Annotated in this window: 15 protein-coding genes; 7 read left to right on the top strand and 8 right to left on the bottom strand. The window is 71.1% G+C overall.

Features of this window, described 5'->3' with window-relative positions; all coding sequences use genetic code 11:
• Positions 1 to 249: 249 nt before the first annotated feature.
• The 3 genes from PUT80_RS20155 to PUT80_RS20145 form a co-directional block, all read right to left on the bottom strand.
• The gene (locus PUT80_RS20155) at positions 250 to 615 is read right to left on the bottom strand and encodes a DUF2568 domain-containing protein (RefSeq protein WP_134661605.1); all 366 of its coding nucleotides are present in this window, start codon (positions 613 to 615) and stop codon (positions 250 to 252) included.
• 59 nt (positions 616 to 674) lie between these two features.
• On the bottom strand, positions 675 to 1979 hold the full coding sequence (locus tag PUT80_RS46300) for a lysozyme (protein WP_343076891.1): 1305 nt from the start codon (positions 1977 to 1979) through the stop codon (positions 675 to 677).
• Between the two features lie 219 nt (positions 1980 to 2198).
• On the bottom strand, positions 2199 to 2399 hold the full coding sequence (locus PUT80_RS20145) for a hypothetical protein (RefSeq protein ID WP_275293110.1): 201 nt from the start codon (positions 2397 to 2399) through the stop codon (positions 2199 to 2201).
• Between the two features lie 242 nt (positions 2400 to 2641).
• Between PUT80_RS20145 and PUT80_RS20140 the strand changes: the two genes are divergently transcribed.
• The 4 genes from PUT80_RS20140 to PUT80_RS20125 are packed head-to-tail and all read left to right on the top strand — an operon-like array spanning position 2642 to position 7201.
• The gene (locus PUT80_RS20140; protein ID WP_134727490.1) at positions 2642 to 3934 is read left to right on the top strand and encodes a sugar ABC transporter substrate-binding protein; all 1293 of its coding nucleotides are present in this window, start codon (positions 2642 to 2644) and stop codon (positions 3932 to 3934) included.
• Positions 3931 to 4917 carry a sugar ABC transporter permease gene (locus PUT80_RS20135; RefSeq protein WP_037805758.1) on the top strand — a complete coding sequence of 329 codons (987 nt, stop codon included), beginning with the start codon at positions 3931 to 3933 and terminating at the stop codon, positions 4915 to 4917. Before PUT80_RS20140 ends, PUT80_RS20135 begins: the two co-directional genes overlap by 4 nt.
• On the top strand, positions 4914 to 5744 hold the full coding sequence (locus PUT80_RS20130) for a carbohydrate ABC transporter permease (protein WP_275293109.1): 831 nt from the start codon (positions 4914 to 4916) through the stop codon (positions 5742 to 5744). Before PUT80_RS20135 ends, PUT80_RS20130 begins: the two co-directional genes overlap by 4 nt.
• Positions 5741 to 7201, top strand: coding sequence for a glycoside hydrolase family 3 N-terminal domain-containing protein (locus tag PUT80_RS20125; RefSeq protein WP_275293108.1), 1461 nt, complete (start codon positions 5741 to 5743; stop codon positions 7199 to 7201). The genes PUT80_RS20130 and PUT80_RS20125 overlap by 4 nt, the downstream gene beginning before the upstream one ends.
• Positions 7202 to 7270: 69 nt before the next feature.
• On the opposite strand, the gene PUT80_RS20120 is transcribed toward PUT80_RS20125, so the two are convergent.
• Positions 7271 to 7861 (bottom strand): hypothetical protein, encoded by a 591-nt coding sequence (locus tag PUT80_RS20120; RefSeq protein ID WP_275293107.1) that lies wholly within the window; start codon positions 7859 to 7861, stop codon positions 7271 to 7273.
• Positions 7862 to 7939: 78 nt separating this feature from the next.
• Positions 7940 to 8374 carry an ATP-binding protein gene (locus PUT80_RS20115; protein WP_037805754.1) on the bottom strand — a complete coding sequence of 145 codons (435 nt, stop codon included), beginning with the start codon at positions 8372 to 8374 and terminating at the stop codon, positions 7940 to 7942.
• A gap of 253 nt (positions 8375 to 8627) precedes the next feature.
• Here PUT80_RS20115 and PUT80_RS20110 point away from each other — a divergent pair, with 253 nt between their 5' ends.
• The 3 genes from PUT80_RS20110 to PUT80_RS20100 all read left to right on the top strand — a co-directional run bounded on the left by PUT80_RS20110 (position 8628) and on the right by PUT80_RS20100 (position 10334).
• Positions 8628 to 9119 carry a hypothetical protein gene (locus PUT80_RS20110; protein ID WP_037805753.1) on the top strand — a complete coding sequence of 164 codons (492 nt, stop codon included), beginning with the start codon at positions 8628 to 8630 and terminating at the stop codon, positions 9117 to 9119.
• A 73-nt stretch (positions 9120 to 9192) separates the two neighbouring features.
• Positions 9193 to 9369, top strand: coding sequence for a CsbD family protein (locus PUT80_RS20105; RefSeq protein ID WP_275293106.1), 177 nt, complete (start codon positions 9193 to 9195; stop codon positions 9367 to 9369).
• Between the two features lie 143 nt (positions 9370 to 9512).
• On the top strand, positions 9513 to 10334 hold the full coding sequence (locus tag PUT80_RS20100) for a GAF and ANTAR domain-containing protein (protein ID WP_037805751.1): 822 nt from the start codon (positions 9513 to 9515) through the stop codon (positions 10332 to 10334).
• A 151-nt stretch (positions 10335 to 10485) separates the two neighbouring features.
• On the opposite strand, the gene PUT80_RS20095 is transcribed toward PUT80_RS20100, so the two are convergent.
• The 3 genes from PUT80_RS20095 to PUT80_RS20085 all read right to left on the bottom strand — a co-directional run bounded on the left by PUT80_RS20095 (position 10486) and on the right by PUT80_RS20085 (position 15175).
• Positions 10486 to 12591 carry an ANTAR domain-containing protein gene (locus tag PUT80_RS20095; protein WP_275293105.1) on the bottom strand — a complete coding sequence of 702 codons (2106 nt, stop codon included), beginning with the start codon at positions 12589 to 12591 and terminating at the stop codon, positions 10486 to 10488.
• 290 nt (positions 12592 to 12881) lie between these two features.
• Positions 12882 to 13853, bottom strand: coding sequence for an L-threonylcarbamoyladenylate synthase (locus PUT80_RS20090; RefSeq protein WP_275293104.1), 972 nt, complete (start codon positions 13851 to 13853; stop codon positions 12882 to 12884).
• A gap of 392 nt (positions 13854 to 14245) precedes the next feature.
• Positions 14246 to 15175: an anti-sigma factor RsbA family regulatory protein gene (locus tag PUT80_RS20085; protein ID WP_275293103.1), complete on the bottom strand. Its 930-nt coding sequence runs from the start codon at positions 15173 to 15175 to the stop codon at positions 14246 to 14248.
• Positions 15176 to 15203 lie beyond the last annotated feature (28 nt).

Genomic DNA, 15203 nt, shown 5'->3' with positions numbered 1-15203 from the left:
GGGACTCAAGGCGACACTGCGGGGGCAGCCGGGGCGCGGGCGCCCGCATCGACGGGCTGGCCGCGGGACGCTCGCGAAAGCCTCTGACGGAACGCTGAATCCCCATGCCCGACAGCGTCAGCCGCGTCGGGTTCTTAAGGCACGTGAGGGCCGCCCTGAGGGAATCTGATTCCCTCAGGGTGGCCCTCACTGACTGCAAGCCAGCGGTATGGGCGCTTGCCGGGATTGGCTGCCGCTCGGGAAATCCGCTCAGCCGTCTTTCGCCCATACCCGCACGGCCACCGCGACCGCAATCCCGGCGACGCCGAGCACGATCCCCGCGACCAGCAGTCCGGACGCGATCAGCCCGAGCGCCGCGGCCGCGAACAGCGCGACCTCCAGGAAGAACCGGGTCGGCTCCGGGCTGCGCCGCTTCGCCTTCGGCGCGATCACGAGCCCCCAGATCGCCGCCGCCAGCGCGGGCCACAGCACCGCGGACAGGATGTTCAGGAACACGTTCCCGCCCAGCCGTGCGCCGGCGACCGCGAGACCGGCGAGCAGCGCCAGTTCGGTCAGGAAGCGGATAGCGAGCACCGCGCCGGGGAAACCGCGCAATGCGGGTCGAGTGGTGGTCACGCCGGGAAGCCTAACGGCCGGGCCCGCGTTCCGTGCGCGGAGTGCGGACCCGGCCGGGATCAGCGCCGGGCCACCATCCGGGACAACGTCATCAGGATCGCCCCGAACACCAGCAACGCCGCACCGAACACCGCGAGCCGCGGCGTGCTCACCCCGGTCTTCGCGAGCGCCTGCTGCTTGGGCTGGCTGGCTTCCGGCGCGGAGGTCTGCGTCGGCTGGCTGCTCGTGACCTTCTGCGGAGCCGAAGCCTTCGGCGTCACCTTGGCGACCTCGTGGACGCGGGCGGTGAGCGAGTCGGCGTGCTTGGCGTCCGACAGCGACCCCGGCGGGTTCGCCTGCTTGCCGCCCGCCCAGACGAGACCGCTGATGTCCTTCTTCGCCGCGGTCGACGAGGTGGACGCGGGCGGCTTCGTCGCCGAGGACGTCGGGCTGCTGGACGTCGTCGGGCTCGCCTTCGTCGTGGTGCTCGGCGAAGGCGACGCGGTGGCCGAACTGGTCGGCGTCTTCGTCGGAGTCTTGGTCGCCGAGGACGTCGGCGGCGCGCTCGTCGTCGGCTTGGCCGACGTCGGCGGCTTCGTCGAGGTGCTCGGCTTCGGCGGCACCGGGGCCTCGCTCTTCGGGGCTTCGCCGCCGGCGAGCTTGATCAGCTGCTCCATCGAGCCGTTGAACGAGTCCTGGTCGCCGGGCTTGTTGCCGGAGTCGGAGTACTGCCAGATCGTGTAGTAGCGCCAGCCCGAGGGCAGCGGGCCCGCGCTTTGCGCGTACCGGGCGATGAACAGCGGATGCGTGTCGCCGAACGCCGCCGAGTTCCCGGTGCAGGTCTTCCACCAGTCGGTCGTGGTGTAGAGCATCGGCCAGCGCGACGTTTTCGCGTGGAGCCGCTCGGAGAACGACTTCACCCACGACACCATCGCCGGCTTGGACAGGCCGAAGCAGGTCGAGCCGTAGGGGTTGTATTCGATGTCCAGCATCGGCGGCATGGTGCGGCCGTCCGCGGACCAGCCGCCGCCGTGCGCGACGAAATAGTCCGCCTGGGTCGCGCCGTCGGACACGTCCGGACGCGCGAAGTGGTACGCGCCGCGGATCATCCCGACGTCGTAAGAACCGTTGTACTGCTGCGCGAAGTACGGGTTGCGATACCCGGTGCCCTCGGTCGCCTTGACGTACGCGAAACGCGCGCCCGCGTTCCAGGCCGCTTTCCAGTCCACATTGCCCTGGTGCCCGGACACGTCCATGCCCGGCACCTCGGCAGGCGCTGCCACCGCCTGGGGCGCGTGCAGCAGCCCCAGCGCACCGACGGCAGCCACCGCTGCCGCCGCGACGACCGCACCCGCCCGAGCCGCTATCCGCCCGGAGCCCGTCATCCTCTACTCCCTCTTCTTTTCCCGCCCTGGGAGCGCTCCGGCCGTCCGCCTCTCTTCCCCAAGAGCGGCACCGGATCACCTGGGCGAGCCCCAGTGTGTGTGACACGCGGGACGCCTGTAAACCACTGGGAGTGATGTGACGCGTGGTACACAAGAGGTTTTCCGAGGTCACCAGGGGTGCGCCCGGTCCGCGCCGGAATGAAACTCACCCACCCCGGGTCACTGTCGGCGGCGATTCCGCCACTCGTAGCAGCGGGTGATCACGCTCGCCCGCGCCGGAGCGGCCGGACCGCCCGGACCGGACAGCAGCTGTCCCGGATCCGAAGTCTTGTCGTCGCGCAAGGGCCGAAGGTCGCTCGCCCGGAACTGTTCGAGACCCGCCCGCGGCGCGCGACACGCCCGGCCCGGCGAGCCGTTCACGAACAACTCCCCCGCGCCGGAAACCCTTGCCCGCACTGCGGAAATCGCGTTCTACCAGCACTTTTCGCGCCAGCGCCGGTAATCGACCGGACACGCAGCGTCAACCAGGCGGACGTCTTCGCAACATCTTGGCAACCGGCTTGACACCGGCTGTGGTCCGGACCACCCTGCAGGACATTGGTCTACACCATTTGTCATACCGCCCCGGTCGCCGACGACCGGGCACCGAAAGGACGAGACACGTGAAGCGCTGGCTCATGCTGGCGGCGGGAGCCGCCGCCATCACGCTCGCCACGGCCGGCTGTGCCGGTTCGGGCGGGAGTGAGAACGCCTCGAGCGCTGGGGGCGCGCAGGACGGCAAGCTGACGGTCTGGCTCATGACCGGCTCCGCGCCGGACAGCCTGACCGCCGCCCTGAACAAGGAATTCGAAGCCGCCCACCCCGGCGTCAAGGTCGACTACCAGATCCAGCAGTGGAACGGCATCCAGCAGAAGCTGACCACCGCGCTGGCGAGCGACACCCCGCCGGACGTCATCGAGGTCGGCAACACCCAGACGCCCGCGTTCGCCGCGCAGGGCGTGCTGGCCGACCTCTCCGGCGACGTCAACAACCTCAACGGCGGGCAGTGGCTCGCCGGGCTCAAGGCGTCCGGCCAGTACGACGGCAAAACCGTCGGCGTGCCGTTCTACGCCGCCAACCGCGTCGTCATGTACCGCAAGGACATGTTCGAGCAGGCCGGCATCACCCAGCCGCCCGCCTCGAACGACGAATGGCTCGCGGACATCGCGAAGCTGAAGACGAAGTTCGGCAGCGACCCGCAGTTCCAGCCGCTCTACATGCCGGGCCAGAACTGGTACGCGCTGTCGTCGTTCATCTGGGACAACGGCGGCGACATCGCCAAGGCCGAGGGCAAGTCGTTCAAGTCGTCGCTCAACACGCCGGAAGCCAAGGCGGGCCTCGAGTTCTACAAGAAGCTCGTGGACTCCTCGGGCACCACCGCGCCCAAGGACAACGACGAGGCCACGCCGCAGCAGGCGGGCATCTACGGCGCGGGCAAGGTCGCCATGTTCATCGGCACCCCGAACGAGGTGGCGACCGCCGCCAAGACCGACCCGGGCATCACCGCCAAGACCGGCGCGTTCCCCATCCCGTCGAAGACCGCGGGCCAGACCGCCCCGGTGTTCCTCGGCGGCTCGAACCTGGTCGTCCCGCTCAACAGCAAGCACCAGGACCTCGCCAAGGACTACCTGAAGCTGCTGACCAGCACCAAGTACATGACGCAGCTCGCCGCCGGCGGCTACGTGCCGGGCACCTCCACCGACGTCAGCGCCCTGGACAAGGACCCGCTGGGCGCGGTGATGGCGAAGGCGTCGAAGAACGGCCGCGCGATGCCGGCCAGCCCGAAGTGGGGCGAGGTCGAATCCGGCCAGAACCCGCTGAAGGACATGCTGACCGCGTACCTGACCGGGAAGAAGACTCTCGACCAGGCGGCGGCCGACGCGAACACGGCCCTCGACAAGATCATCGGCGGATGACCGCGACGAAGGACAAGCCGATGCCGGCGGGGGCGACCCCGCCGGCATCGGCGCACGTCGGGGCGGCGCGGAAGCGGGGAAGCGGCTGGTTCAGCGAACGGCTCATGCCGTACCTGTTGATCCTTCCCGCGCTCGCGGCCGTGCTGGTGCTGCTCGGCTGGCCCACCGTCCAGATGCTCGGCATCAGCCTGCGCCAGCTCGACCTGCGCGAGCTGGTGACCGGCAAGATGGTGTGGATCGGCTTCAAGAACTACACCGACGTGCTGTCCGACCCCGAGTTCTGGGCAGTCGCGCTCCGCACGATCCTCTTCACCGGCGCGCTCGTCGCCGGGACCCTGCTCGTGGCGCTGCTGATCGCGGTGCTGATGCGGCACCTCAACCCGGTGCTGCGGATCTTCGTGCAGGTTTCGCTGGTGCTCGCGTGGGCGGTGCCGGTCATCGCCACCACCACGGTGTTCCAGTGGATCTTCGACCAGCAGTACGGCATCCTCAACAAGACGCTGGACCGGCTGGGCTTCCATTCGTTCATCGGGTACTCGTGGTTCTCTACCGGCACGAGCACGCTCGTGGTGATCGGGCTGCTGGTGCTGTGGCAGGCCGTGCCGTTCGTCGCGTTCACGCTCTACGCGGGCCTCATCGGCGTGCCGCGCGAGCAGTACGAGGCGGCGGGCATCGACGGGGCCGGGCCGTGGCAGACGTTCCGCGCGGTCAGCTGGCCCGCGATCCGGCCGATCCTGACGATGGTCACGTTCCTGTCGATGCTGTGGGACTTCAACATGTTCGCCCAGGTGTGGGCCATCCGCCAGGGCGGCCCGGACGGCGCGAGCACGACGCTGGCGATCCTGCAGTACCTCAAGGGCATCGCGGGCAGCCACTTCGGCTCCGCCGCGGCCATCGCCACCATCATGCTGGTGCTGCTCCTGCTGGTCACCGGCCGGTACGTGCAGCTGCTGGTCCGGACCAAGGACGGGGAGATCGCATGAAGAAGTCCCTGCCCGCCCGGGTGCTGGTGTCGGCCGCCGGCATCCTCGTGGCGCTGCTGTTCCTCTTCCCGACGTACTGGATGTTCACGACGTCGCTGAAGACGCCGGGCGACGTGCTGTCGCCGAAGTACGACCTGATCCCGACTTCGGCGACGCTGTCGAACTTCGCGTCGGCGCTGACCAAGCCCGGGTTCGTCACATACCTGGCCAACAGCCTGATCGTGACGCTCGGCGCGGTGCTGGCCGCGCTGGTGGTGGGCGTGCTCGCGGCGATCCCGCTGGCGCGCTTCCGCTTCCGCGGCCGCAAGGGGTTCCTGCTGCTGATCCTGGTGGCGCAGCTGGCCCCGCTCTCGGCGCTGTTCATCCCGATGTACCTGCTGATGCGCGACATCGGGCTGCTGAACACGCTGCCGTCGCTGCTGCTGGTGTACTTCGCGACGTCGCTGCCGTTCACCGTGTGGATGCTGTACGGGTTCGTCAACGGCATCCCGTACGACCTCGAAGAGGCCGCGATGATCGACGGCTGCAGCCGGGTCGGCGCGTTCCGCCGGGTCACGCTGCCGCTGCTCGGGCCGGGACTGGTCACCACGTCGGTGTTCAGCTTCATCACCGCGTGGAACGAATTCCTGTTCGCCCTGGTGTTCATGCGCGACCAGTCGAAGCAGACGCTGCCGGTATGGCTGTCGTCGTTCAAGACGGCGTTCTCGATCGACTGGGGCGGCGTCATGGCGGCCTCGGTGATCTACGCGATCCCCGCGGTGATCTTCTTCCTGATCGTGCAACGGAAACTCGTGTCCGGCATGACCGCCGGCGCGGTGAAGGGATGACGGTGGCTGACCTGTCCGAAACCCGCCGGCTGGCCGAAGCCGTTCTGCTGCCCGGATTCGCCGGGACCACGGCGCCGGACTGGGTGCGCCGCCGGCTCGCCGAGGGGCTCGGCGGCGTGATCCTGTTCGGCCGCAACGTGGTCGACGACGAACAGGTCGCCGCGCTCGCCTCGGCGCTGCGGTCCGAGCGGGACGGCGTGGTCGTCGGGATCGACGAAGAGGGCGGCGACGTCACCCGCCTCGACGTCGGCAAGGGCTCGTTCGTGCCCGGCCCGCTCGCGCTGGGCGCGGCCGGGGATCCGGATCTGACCGCGTCCGTCGCGGCCGCCCTCGGCGAGCGACTCGCGGCGTGCGGGGTCACGGTCAACCTCGCGCCGTGCGCGGATCTCACGCTCGCGGCGGAGGATCCGGGCATCGGCGTGCGAGCGTTCGGCTCGGACCCGGCGGTCGCGTCGCCGCACGTCGCGGCGTTCGTGACCGGCATGCAGAAGTACGGGGTCGCCGCCTGCGCGAAGCACTTCCCCGGACACGGTGCGGCGACCGAGGATTCGCACCTCTCGCTGCCGGTGCTGCCGCGGACCGCCGCCGAGCTTCGGGAGGTGGAACTGGTTCCGTTCGCCGCGGCGATCGAGGCGGGCGTCCGGACGGTCATGTCCGGGCACCTCGTCGTGCGGGAATGGGGCGAGGAACCGGCGACGTTCAACCGGACCGCGCTCGTCGACGTGCTGCGCGGCGAATTGGGGTTCACCGGCGCGGTCATCACCGACGCGTTGGAGATGGGCGCCATCTCCGGGGCGTACGGGCGGCACGACGGGATCGGCGAGGCTTCGGTCCGGGCCCTCCTGGGCGGCGCGGACGCGCTGTGCCTCGGCGGGGCCGCGTTCGACGCGGAGACGCTGGACCGGACCGCGGAAGCGATCGTCGCGGCGGTGACCGAGGGGCGGCTTTCCTTGGCGCGCTTGGCCGACGCCGCGGCCCGGACCGCTTCGCTGGGCTCCTCCCCCGCTCCCGCCGCGGTGCAGCCGGTGGACTACTCGCTCGGCCTGTCCGCCGCCCGGGCCGCCTTGCGGATCACCGGCACGCCGCGGTTGGCTGGCCGGTCGCTTGTGGTGGACGTGCAGACCGAACCGGGCATCGCCGCCGGGCCGATGCCGTGGGGGCTGGGCGCGCATCTGGCGGAACTGGTGCCGGGCACCCGGACGCTTTCGGTGTCCCCGGACGACGTCGCGACGGTCGTGGCCGAGGCGTCGTCAGTGGAGAGCGTCGTGGTGGTGACCCGGGAAGCGCACCGGCACCCGGCGGTGCGGGAGTTCCTGGCCGGTCTGTCCACTGTGGACTACATCCGGGTCGAGACCGGGGTGCCGGGGCCGGAAGCCGGTGCCGCGCCGCGGATCGACACGTTCAGCGGCTCCTACGTGAGCCTGCGGGCAGCGGCGGAGTATCTCGCCCGCGCCTGACGCGGTACGTGAGGGGAACCCTCAGGGAATCACCGTCCCTGAGGGTTCCCCTCACGAACTTTCGCGCGGTTAACCCCTGCCGCGCCAAGGGGATCCGGCGTCCGCGCGGAACGCGCTGCTCCCGGGTTCCAGGTCGAGGACGTCGAGCAGGCTCTGGTCTTCGTCGATGGCGTGGTGCAGATGGCCGACCTTCGCCGTGCCGCGGTCGGGCTCGGAAGCGCCGGAGAGAAGCCAGACCCCGTCGGCCGCGTCGTGCCGGACGTGCAGAATCGGCTCCTGGCGCTCGAAAACCTCGGCGGTCTGGACGCAGGGCGTTCCGCGCAGCCAGTGCAGCAGCCACCACGCCCGCCGGTCGCGCTCCACGACCAGATCGGCGACCGCCCAGACGAACGGCAGGTCCGGGTGAGCGCGCGCCTGGTCCGCCGTCAGGTCCGGACCGCCTTCCGGAACGCGTTCGAACGGGTCGTCGGTCAAAGAGAAGGCGTGCCCGTCTTCGTTGTCGAAGATGACCGCGTGAAAGGTCCCGCCGCCGGGGTTGCCCGCGCCGATCCCGACCGACAACCGCGCCACGTGCGGGTCCGCGCCGGTCGTCCAGCCGAGCGCGTACGAAGCCAATTCTCCCCGCGGTCCCACGAACTCCCCGAACGCCCGCCGGTCCATTCCCGTGACCGCACGGGTCGGCGCCTCGAGCAGCGCCCCCCTCCACCACTTGGATGTCCACTGCCGCAACATAGCGGATCAGAGGGCCAGTTCGGCCCAGACGGTTTTCCCGCCTTCCCGGGGCGTCTGGCCCCAGCGCACGGCGATCGCGTTGATCAAGGCCAATCCGCGTCCGCCGCCCTTGTACCCCTCCCGGTAGCGGGCCAGGGCCGGGAGGGAATCGGACACCTCGATCAGGAGCCGGTCTCCGAGCAAAGACAGGGCCAGGGTGCACGGCGGGCGGGCGTGCCGCATCGCGTTGCAGGCCATCTCGTCGAGCACGAGACGCACGTCCGCCACCGCGTCCGCGTCAGTGTGCGGGCGGCGGCCGTACACGAACGCCGCCGCCTGGTCCCGGATCCCGCGCAACGTCGTGGAATCCCGCGTCAGCATCAGGTTCAGTCGCGGGATCGCGCCCTCCCGCGACGCGCCGCGCGCGGGCAAGCGGCTGGGCTGGAATTCGTCCACACTCATCGCTTGACCTCCTCTCGGCCGTACTGCGCCCGTCCGGGAACAGGTACCCACGAGACGCCTTGCCAATCTTTCGGCGCTGCCCGCGAATTCCGCGGCGATTTCCCGGCAGTTCTCCGGAACTGGATACCCGCGGACCGAAGGCGGCAAACCGGAAGCCCGGTAATGGTGCGCGAAGTCGCCCGCCGCGTAGTTTTCCCGGCCCGGTTTCGCGCTTGCCGTGCGAGGTTTCGTGTGCTGTGCCACCGTTTTTTTCATGACTGACATGCCTGCTTACCCGTCCCCTTCCGCCGGAGTTCCCGCCGAAGCCCCGCCGCGCCCCGCGGTGATCACGGGTGCTTTCTGGGCGTTCGTCGCCGCGACGCTCGTCGGCTTGGCCGGAGCCGTGTTCCTGTTTTTCGCGCATGACGCGCTGGCCGACGCGATGCGAAGAGCGAACGGGCAGAACGCCGCGCGTCTCACCGACGCCCAGATCGACCAGGCGGTCACGATCGGGATCGCCGTCGGGGTCGTGATCGCCGTCGTGATCGCGTTGCTGCGCCTGCTGTTCGCGTTCAAACTCCGCGCGGGCCGCAACTGGGCTCGGATCGTGCTCACCGTGCTCACCGCGCTCCAGGTGATCTCCCTGCTGGCCGGGCAGAGCACGGTCATCGGCTACGTCAGCACCGGCCTGGCCGTGCTCGGCGTGGTCCTTTCCTTTCTGCCGGAAGCCAATCAGTACATCGCCGCCGCGAAGGCGCCTCGCTGACCGCGCGGCCGGTTTGCGCACCGCCTTCAGCGGGTAGCCGGGGAACCCCCGGACACGAAGAGAGGCATCGACGATGAGCGACACCGCCGGACACAAGGCCGAGGAGCTCAAGGGCAAGGCCAAGGAAGCGCTCGGCAACGCCACCGGGAACGAGCAGTGGCAGGCCGAGGGGAAGGCCGAACAGGCCAAGGGCGCGCTCAAGCAAGCGGGAGAAAAGGTCAGGGACGCCGTCAAAGACGTGAAAGACTGACCTGCGGCGCCGAGCGGCGGCCGGGACTGCGGTTCCGGCCGCCGCTTCGCGTCCGCCCGTCCTCCAGTCCGCCGGTCCGGTTTCGCGGCCCGGTAAAGTCCGTCGGTGCGGCCCGGTGGCGGGCAGCGACAAAGGAGGCCGGGGTGACGGACGCCGACACGCAAACCGATCAGGGCTGGGAAGCCGACCGGGTCGCGTTCTGCGCGGAACCGGCCGTCGACGGCTGGGCCCGCAGCGGCGTGGCCCTCGAAGGCCCGCTCTCCCGGCAATTCGGCACGCTCGCGCTGCTCCTGCTCGACGCGGACTCCCTGCACGAGGCGATGGAGCGCGTGGTGTCCGCCGCGCTGCAGATCGTGCCGCAGGCCGATCTGGCCAGCATCACCCTGCGGTCGTCCGACGGCGGGTTCCACACCCCGGTCCGCACCGACCCGACCGCCGAGGAGCTGGACCGGATCCAGTACCAGACCGGCGAGGGCCCGTGCCTCGAAGCCGCCCGGCACGAACGGCCGGGACACGCCTTGACCAACAACCTTCCGGAGTCCGACGCCTTCCCCGAATTCGGCGTGCGCGCCGGACGGCTCGGGTTCGGCTCGCTGCTGGCCACGACACTGCTTCCGGACGCCAAGTCCGACCTGCCGCCCGGCGCGATCAACCTCTACAGCCGCGAGCCGGGGGCGTTCGACGACGACGCCGTCGACAGCGCGCTGATCCTGGCTTCGCACGCCTCGCTCGCCCTCTCCGGATCGTCCGCGCACACCGCGGCCGCGCTCAAGGAGGTCCACCTCAAGCGCGCCGTCGACAGCCGCGACCTCATCGGGCAGGCCAAGGGCATCCTGATGAACCGGCGCGGGGTCACCGCCGACGCGGCGTTCGACATCCTGCGCCGCACGTCCCAGGACCTCAACGTCAAGCTCGTCGAACTCGCCCGCACGGTGACCGAACGGCACCGGGAACTCGACCTCTGACTCCCGCCGGTTTCCGTCCCGGTCCGTCCGGCTTGTGTGAATTCCCGGCGAACGGGTAGCCGAGGACCAGGGTCGGACTCCGGCGCGCAGGAGACCGGGACCTAGGTTCCGCCGGTCGAGACCCGAGGCCGGCGGAACCGCCCGGAAACGGTCACTCCCGCTCGAGTTCGCCGTGGCGGGCGGTCAGAGTGCGGGCCACCTCGACGAGTTTCACGTTCAGGTCCTGCGAAGTCCGCCGCAGCAGGTCGAACGCTTCCTCCGCGGTGAGGCCCTCCCGGTTCATCAGGATGCCCTTGGCCTGCCCGATGACGTCCCGCGTGTCGACGGCTCGCCGGAACTCGGCGCGGCGCAGTTCGGCGGTCTTCCGCAGGTGCGTGTTCGCCAGCGCCAGCGACGCGTGCGTAGCCAGCAGCAGGGCGATGCGGCGGTCGGTCTCGGCCGGGCTGTCCGGGCGGCGCGAGTAGACGGTCAGCGAGCCCGCCGTCCGGTCGAGGCCCGGAGCTGCCGGGAGTTCGGTGGAAAACGCCGCGCGGCAGCCGAGGGCGCGCGCGGCGGCGGTGAACCGGGGCCATCGAGATTCGGCTGCCAGGTCCGCGCTCGCGACATAGCTCGGGCCGTCCGCGCGGGCCGCCTCCACGCAGGGGCCTTCCCCGTCGCGGTACTGGAGCCGGTCCAGCTCGGCGGCGATCTTCCCGGTCCGGGCAGCGGTGGAAAAGCGGCCGTCGGAACCCAGCACCGTGACGCTGACCCAGTCCGCTCCGGCGACCGCCGCCGCGGTCGCTTCCACGACCTGGCGCAGCACGTCCGCGACCGAGTTCGCGGACAGCAGCATCCTGCTCAGCGACTCGAACCGGGCCGCGGCGTCCGGCCTGGCGCGATCAGCCGCATCGGATTCGCTTTTCACCGCGATCGCCGTCCGAACGAAGCTCCGGCTGCCAGGAAAACGAACTTGCTCGGCCGTGTCCCGGTGCAGCGTCGACGACGGCGACTCGCCGTACGCGGCCCGGTAGTGCGCGGCGAACACACTGGGCGCGTAGCCCCATCGGGCCGCGATCCGGGCGACGGTGTCCTGCTCCGGCACGGCGGCGCGCAGTTCCGCCCGGGCGCGGTCGAGACGGGCCCGGCGCAGGTAGGCCATCGGAGTCGTGCCGAGATGTCTGCGAAAGGCCAATTGCACCGCGCGGGCCGAGACCCGGGCATCCGCGGCGATCTCCGCGATGTCGATCGGCCGGTCGAGATTGGCTTCGATGAAGGAAATCGCGCGGCGGAGCGTCTGCGAATGGGCGTCGAGCCCGTCCCCGGTGCGCTCTGCGGAGGCCGTGTGGGGGAACGCGTTCAGCACGGCTATGGCGAGGTAGCGCGCCGCCGTCGCCACAGCCAGCGGATTCTCCCCGACGCCCGGCACGCCGAGGACGTCGTCCCGCAGATGCGCGACGGTGGACCGCAGGTGCTGGGCGGCGCTGGCGTCGACCGGCCGGTGGCCGAGCAGCCGCACCGGCCGGTCGACGCCCGCGGCCTGGCTCAGCAGGGCCGGATCCAGCATGGTGATGCTGTATTTGGCGCGCGCGATCCGCCCGGTGCAGGGCCGGTCCGGGGAGTAGGACACCAGATCCCCCGGGCCGAAGGTCTCCGCTTCCGGCAAGCCGTCCACGCGGTGGTCCTCGATCGTGCCCGATTCGACGTCGCAGAGGCAGATCGTGCCCAGCGGCTCGACGGAGTAGCTCATCTCGAAGGACAGGTCGAGCCGGTCGGCGCTCAGCCCGTCCACCGCGTGCCTGCGGATGTGCGTACCCGCGTGTCCGGTGTCGCTGCCGATCCGCATCGGCGCGTACGCGCTGCTCAGGAACGCTTCGGTGCGGCTGAGATCGTCGCTGTCGAAGGCGAGCGACCGCACTGCGCCGCTCGCCGCGAACGGCTGCCGGCCGTCGCCGGGTTCGGCCAGCGCCTCCGTCAGCGACGCGGCCCGCCCGACGGCCGCGTCCGGATCAGCGCTGTCCAGCGTCGTGGCCTGGTCCGGCGCCGCCACCAGCACGCAGTCGCGATCGCGGGCGAACGAGACCAGCGCCCGGGCCAGCAGCGCGGTCAGCGGCCTGATCCCGCGCAGGTCCACCACCAGGCGCGAGCCCGGTGCGACAGCGTGGCCCGCGGCGTGCAGCGCCTCGACGATTTCGGCCGAGTGAGTCTTCGCGAGCCGGTCCGGCAAGGTCAGCACCACGGCATCCCCGAGCTGCCGAGGGGCGATCTTCAGCTCCGTCACGGCAGCCGCACGACCACGTTTCGCCCGAAAACGCCCGGATCGGGCTTGGCCGCGCATCTCTGCGCCGGACGGGATGCTCGGCTCTCGGCGGTCGCCACACGCACTCCTAGGAGCGGGCCGGACCGGGCGCAGGGCGCGCCTCAGCCAGGGAGTTGTGGACGCTGCCTGCTTAACGCACCGAGAAAAAAGCCTACCCGGCACGATCTTCCGCCGGAGCGGGGCACGCCGGAACCGGCGGCGGGCGCTCCCGGCCGGACTGTCTACTGTGGACTACCGACGGAGCGGCCCGTTCAGCCGCGCGGCCCCGCGGCGCGGCGAAGCCGGTTCGCGATCGCGAGCCCCAGCCCCTTCTCCTCCGGCAGCGACGCGACAATCAGGTCGCAGCCCTTCCGGTCCAGCTCGCGCAGAAAGCCGTAAAGACCGCGCGCGTACTCGGCCAGCGAAGCCGGAACCGCCACCACCGCGTGCGCCCCCGGCGCTGCGACGTCTTGGGAAGGCGGCAGGAAGACGCCCACCTGGTGCCCGAGTTTCCGCGCGCGCTCCGCCTCCGCGGCCACCTCGTCGGGCTCGACGAGAATCACCCGGGCCCGCGGCGCGTAGTGCGACGGATGCTGGCCCGGAACCCGGATCGGGCTCACGGACGGCACCTCGAGGGAACTCCCGAGCACCGCTTCGAGGTCTTCCCGGGGCACGCCGCCGGGCCGCAGCACGCTGAGGGTGTCGCTGGTGGCATCGACGATGGTGGACTCGACACCGACCTGGCAGGGACCGCCGTCCAGAATGAAATCGACGGCCTCGCCCAGCTCCGCGCGGACGTGCTCGGCGGTGGTCGGGCTGACCGAGCCGAACCGGTTGGCCGACGGAGCCGCCGCGCCGCCGCCGAACGCCGACAGCAGCGCGAGCGCCACGGGATGGTCCGGGACGCGCACCCCCACCGTCTCCAGCCCGCCGGTCGCCGCCGACGACACGCGCGGGCCGCGCCGCAGCACCAAGGTGAGCGGTCCCGGCCAGAACTGCTCGGCCAGCAGCCGCGCGGGCTCGGGCACCTTCTCGACCCAGCCGTCCAGGTGCCCGGCTCCGGCGAGGTGGACGATCAGCGGGTGTGTGGGCGGGCGGCCCTTCGCCTGGTAGATGCGGGACACCGCGGCCGGGTCCGAGGCGTCGGCGCCCAGGCCGTAGACCGTCTCGGTCGGGAAGGCCACCAAGCCCCCGGCGCGCAGCACCCCGGCTGCCTTCTCGATGTCGCCAGCTGCCGCGGTCACGCTCGCACTCTCCTGCCAGACGGGTAGCTTTCCTCGCCCCGTCAGCCTAAGCCGCGCGCGCCAGGCGGTTTCACCCGGCGGCGAACCGCGCCTCCACCGGGTCCGAATGCATCCGCACCAGGTCCGCGAGGTGGTTCACCGGCAGCAGACCCCGGCCACCCTCTCGACATCGCCAGCTGCCGCAGATAGCTTCCCTCGCCCGTCAGCCAAAGCCACCCGCGCCAAGCGGCTTCACCCGGCGGCGAACCGCGCCTCCACCGGGTCCGAATGTATCCGCACCAGATCCGCCAGATGGTTCACCAGCAGCAGACCCCAGCCGCCCTCTCGACATCGCCAGCTGCCGCAGATAGCTTCCCTCGCCCGTCAGCCCAAGCCGCCCCCGCCAAGCAGCCTCACCCGGCAGCGAACCGCGCCTCCACCGTCGACCCCGCCGGGTCCGAATGCATCCGCACCAGATCCGCGAGATGGTTCACCAGCAGCAGGCCCCGGCCGCGGACCTGGTCCGGGGCAGCCGGGACGCGCCCGGCCATCGGATCCGCCAGCCATCCCTCGTCCCGGACCTGGCAGACCAGCTCGCCGTCGGCGAACCCCAGCCGCACCACCGCGGCCCCGCTGCCGTGCTCGACGCTGTTCACCGCCAGCTCCGACACCGCCATCACCGCGTCCTCCACCCGGTCCTCGGGCAGGCCGTGCCGCCACGCGGTCTCGGCGGTCACCGCCCGGAGGTCGACGAGGTCGGGTTCGGCGACGACGAAGGACCGGGCGCCGGGCGGGGGCGGCAGCTCGCGGTTGTAGTCGGCGACCACCGCGTCGGGCGCGTAGTCGCCGCTCGAGCGCCACTCCCCCGTGCCGTCGATCAGCCAGGGATGCGTGCGGAGCGCGTCGGCCAGCTCGGTCGCGCCCAGCGCTTCGGCGTCGTACGGGCACAGGATGGTGGCCCAGCGGCCCTCGAACGCCAGGTTGATCAACGCCTCGTGCTGCGCGCACGCCGGGTACTCCGTCGGCGACCGGCCGGCCCAGATCGGCTCCCCGACGATCCGCACGTGCCGGTCCGGATGCCCGTCGGCGAACGCGCGCAGCACGCCCGGGATGATCCGGCCCGGATTGCGGCCCGCCTCGGTCATGTCGACCAGCAGCACCCGCTCGGCGTCCGCGCCCAGTTCGGCCCGGACCAGGCTCACGTGCTCCGGCGGCGCGGCGACCGCGACCGGCTCGCCCGCCGCCAGCCCCTCGCGGACGAACGCGACCACCCCGGCGGTGAACTCCTCGGCGCTTCGGTAGAAAAGCGCCGGATGCAGGAACGCCCGCTCCGAGTACTTCATGGACGCCCCGAAGGAAACACCGACATCT

The organism is Amycolatopsis sp. La24 (assembly GCF_029087445.1).
Classification (GTDB): domain Bacteria; phylum Actinomycetota; class Actinomycetes; order Mycobacteriales; family Pseudonocardiaceae; genus Amycolatopsis; species Amycolatopsis nivea.
Note: the sequence above shows the minus strand (reverse complement) of the source record. Positions and strands in the feature narration are given on the sequence as shown.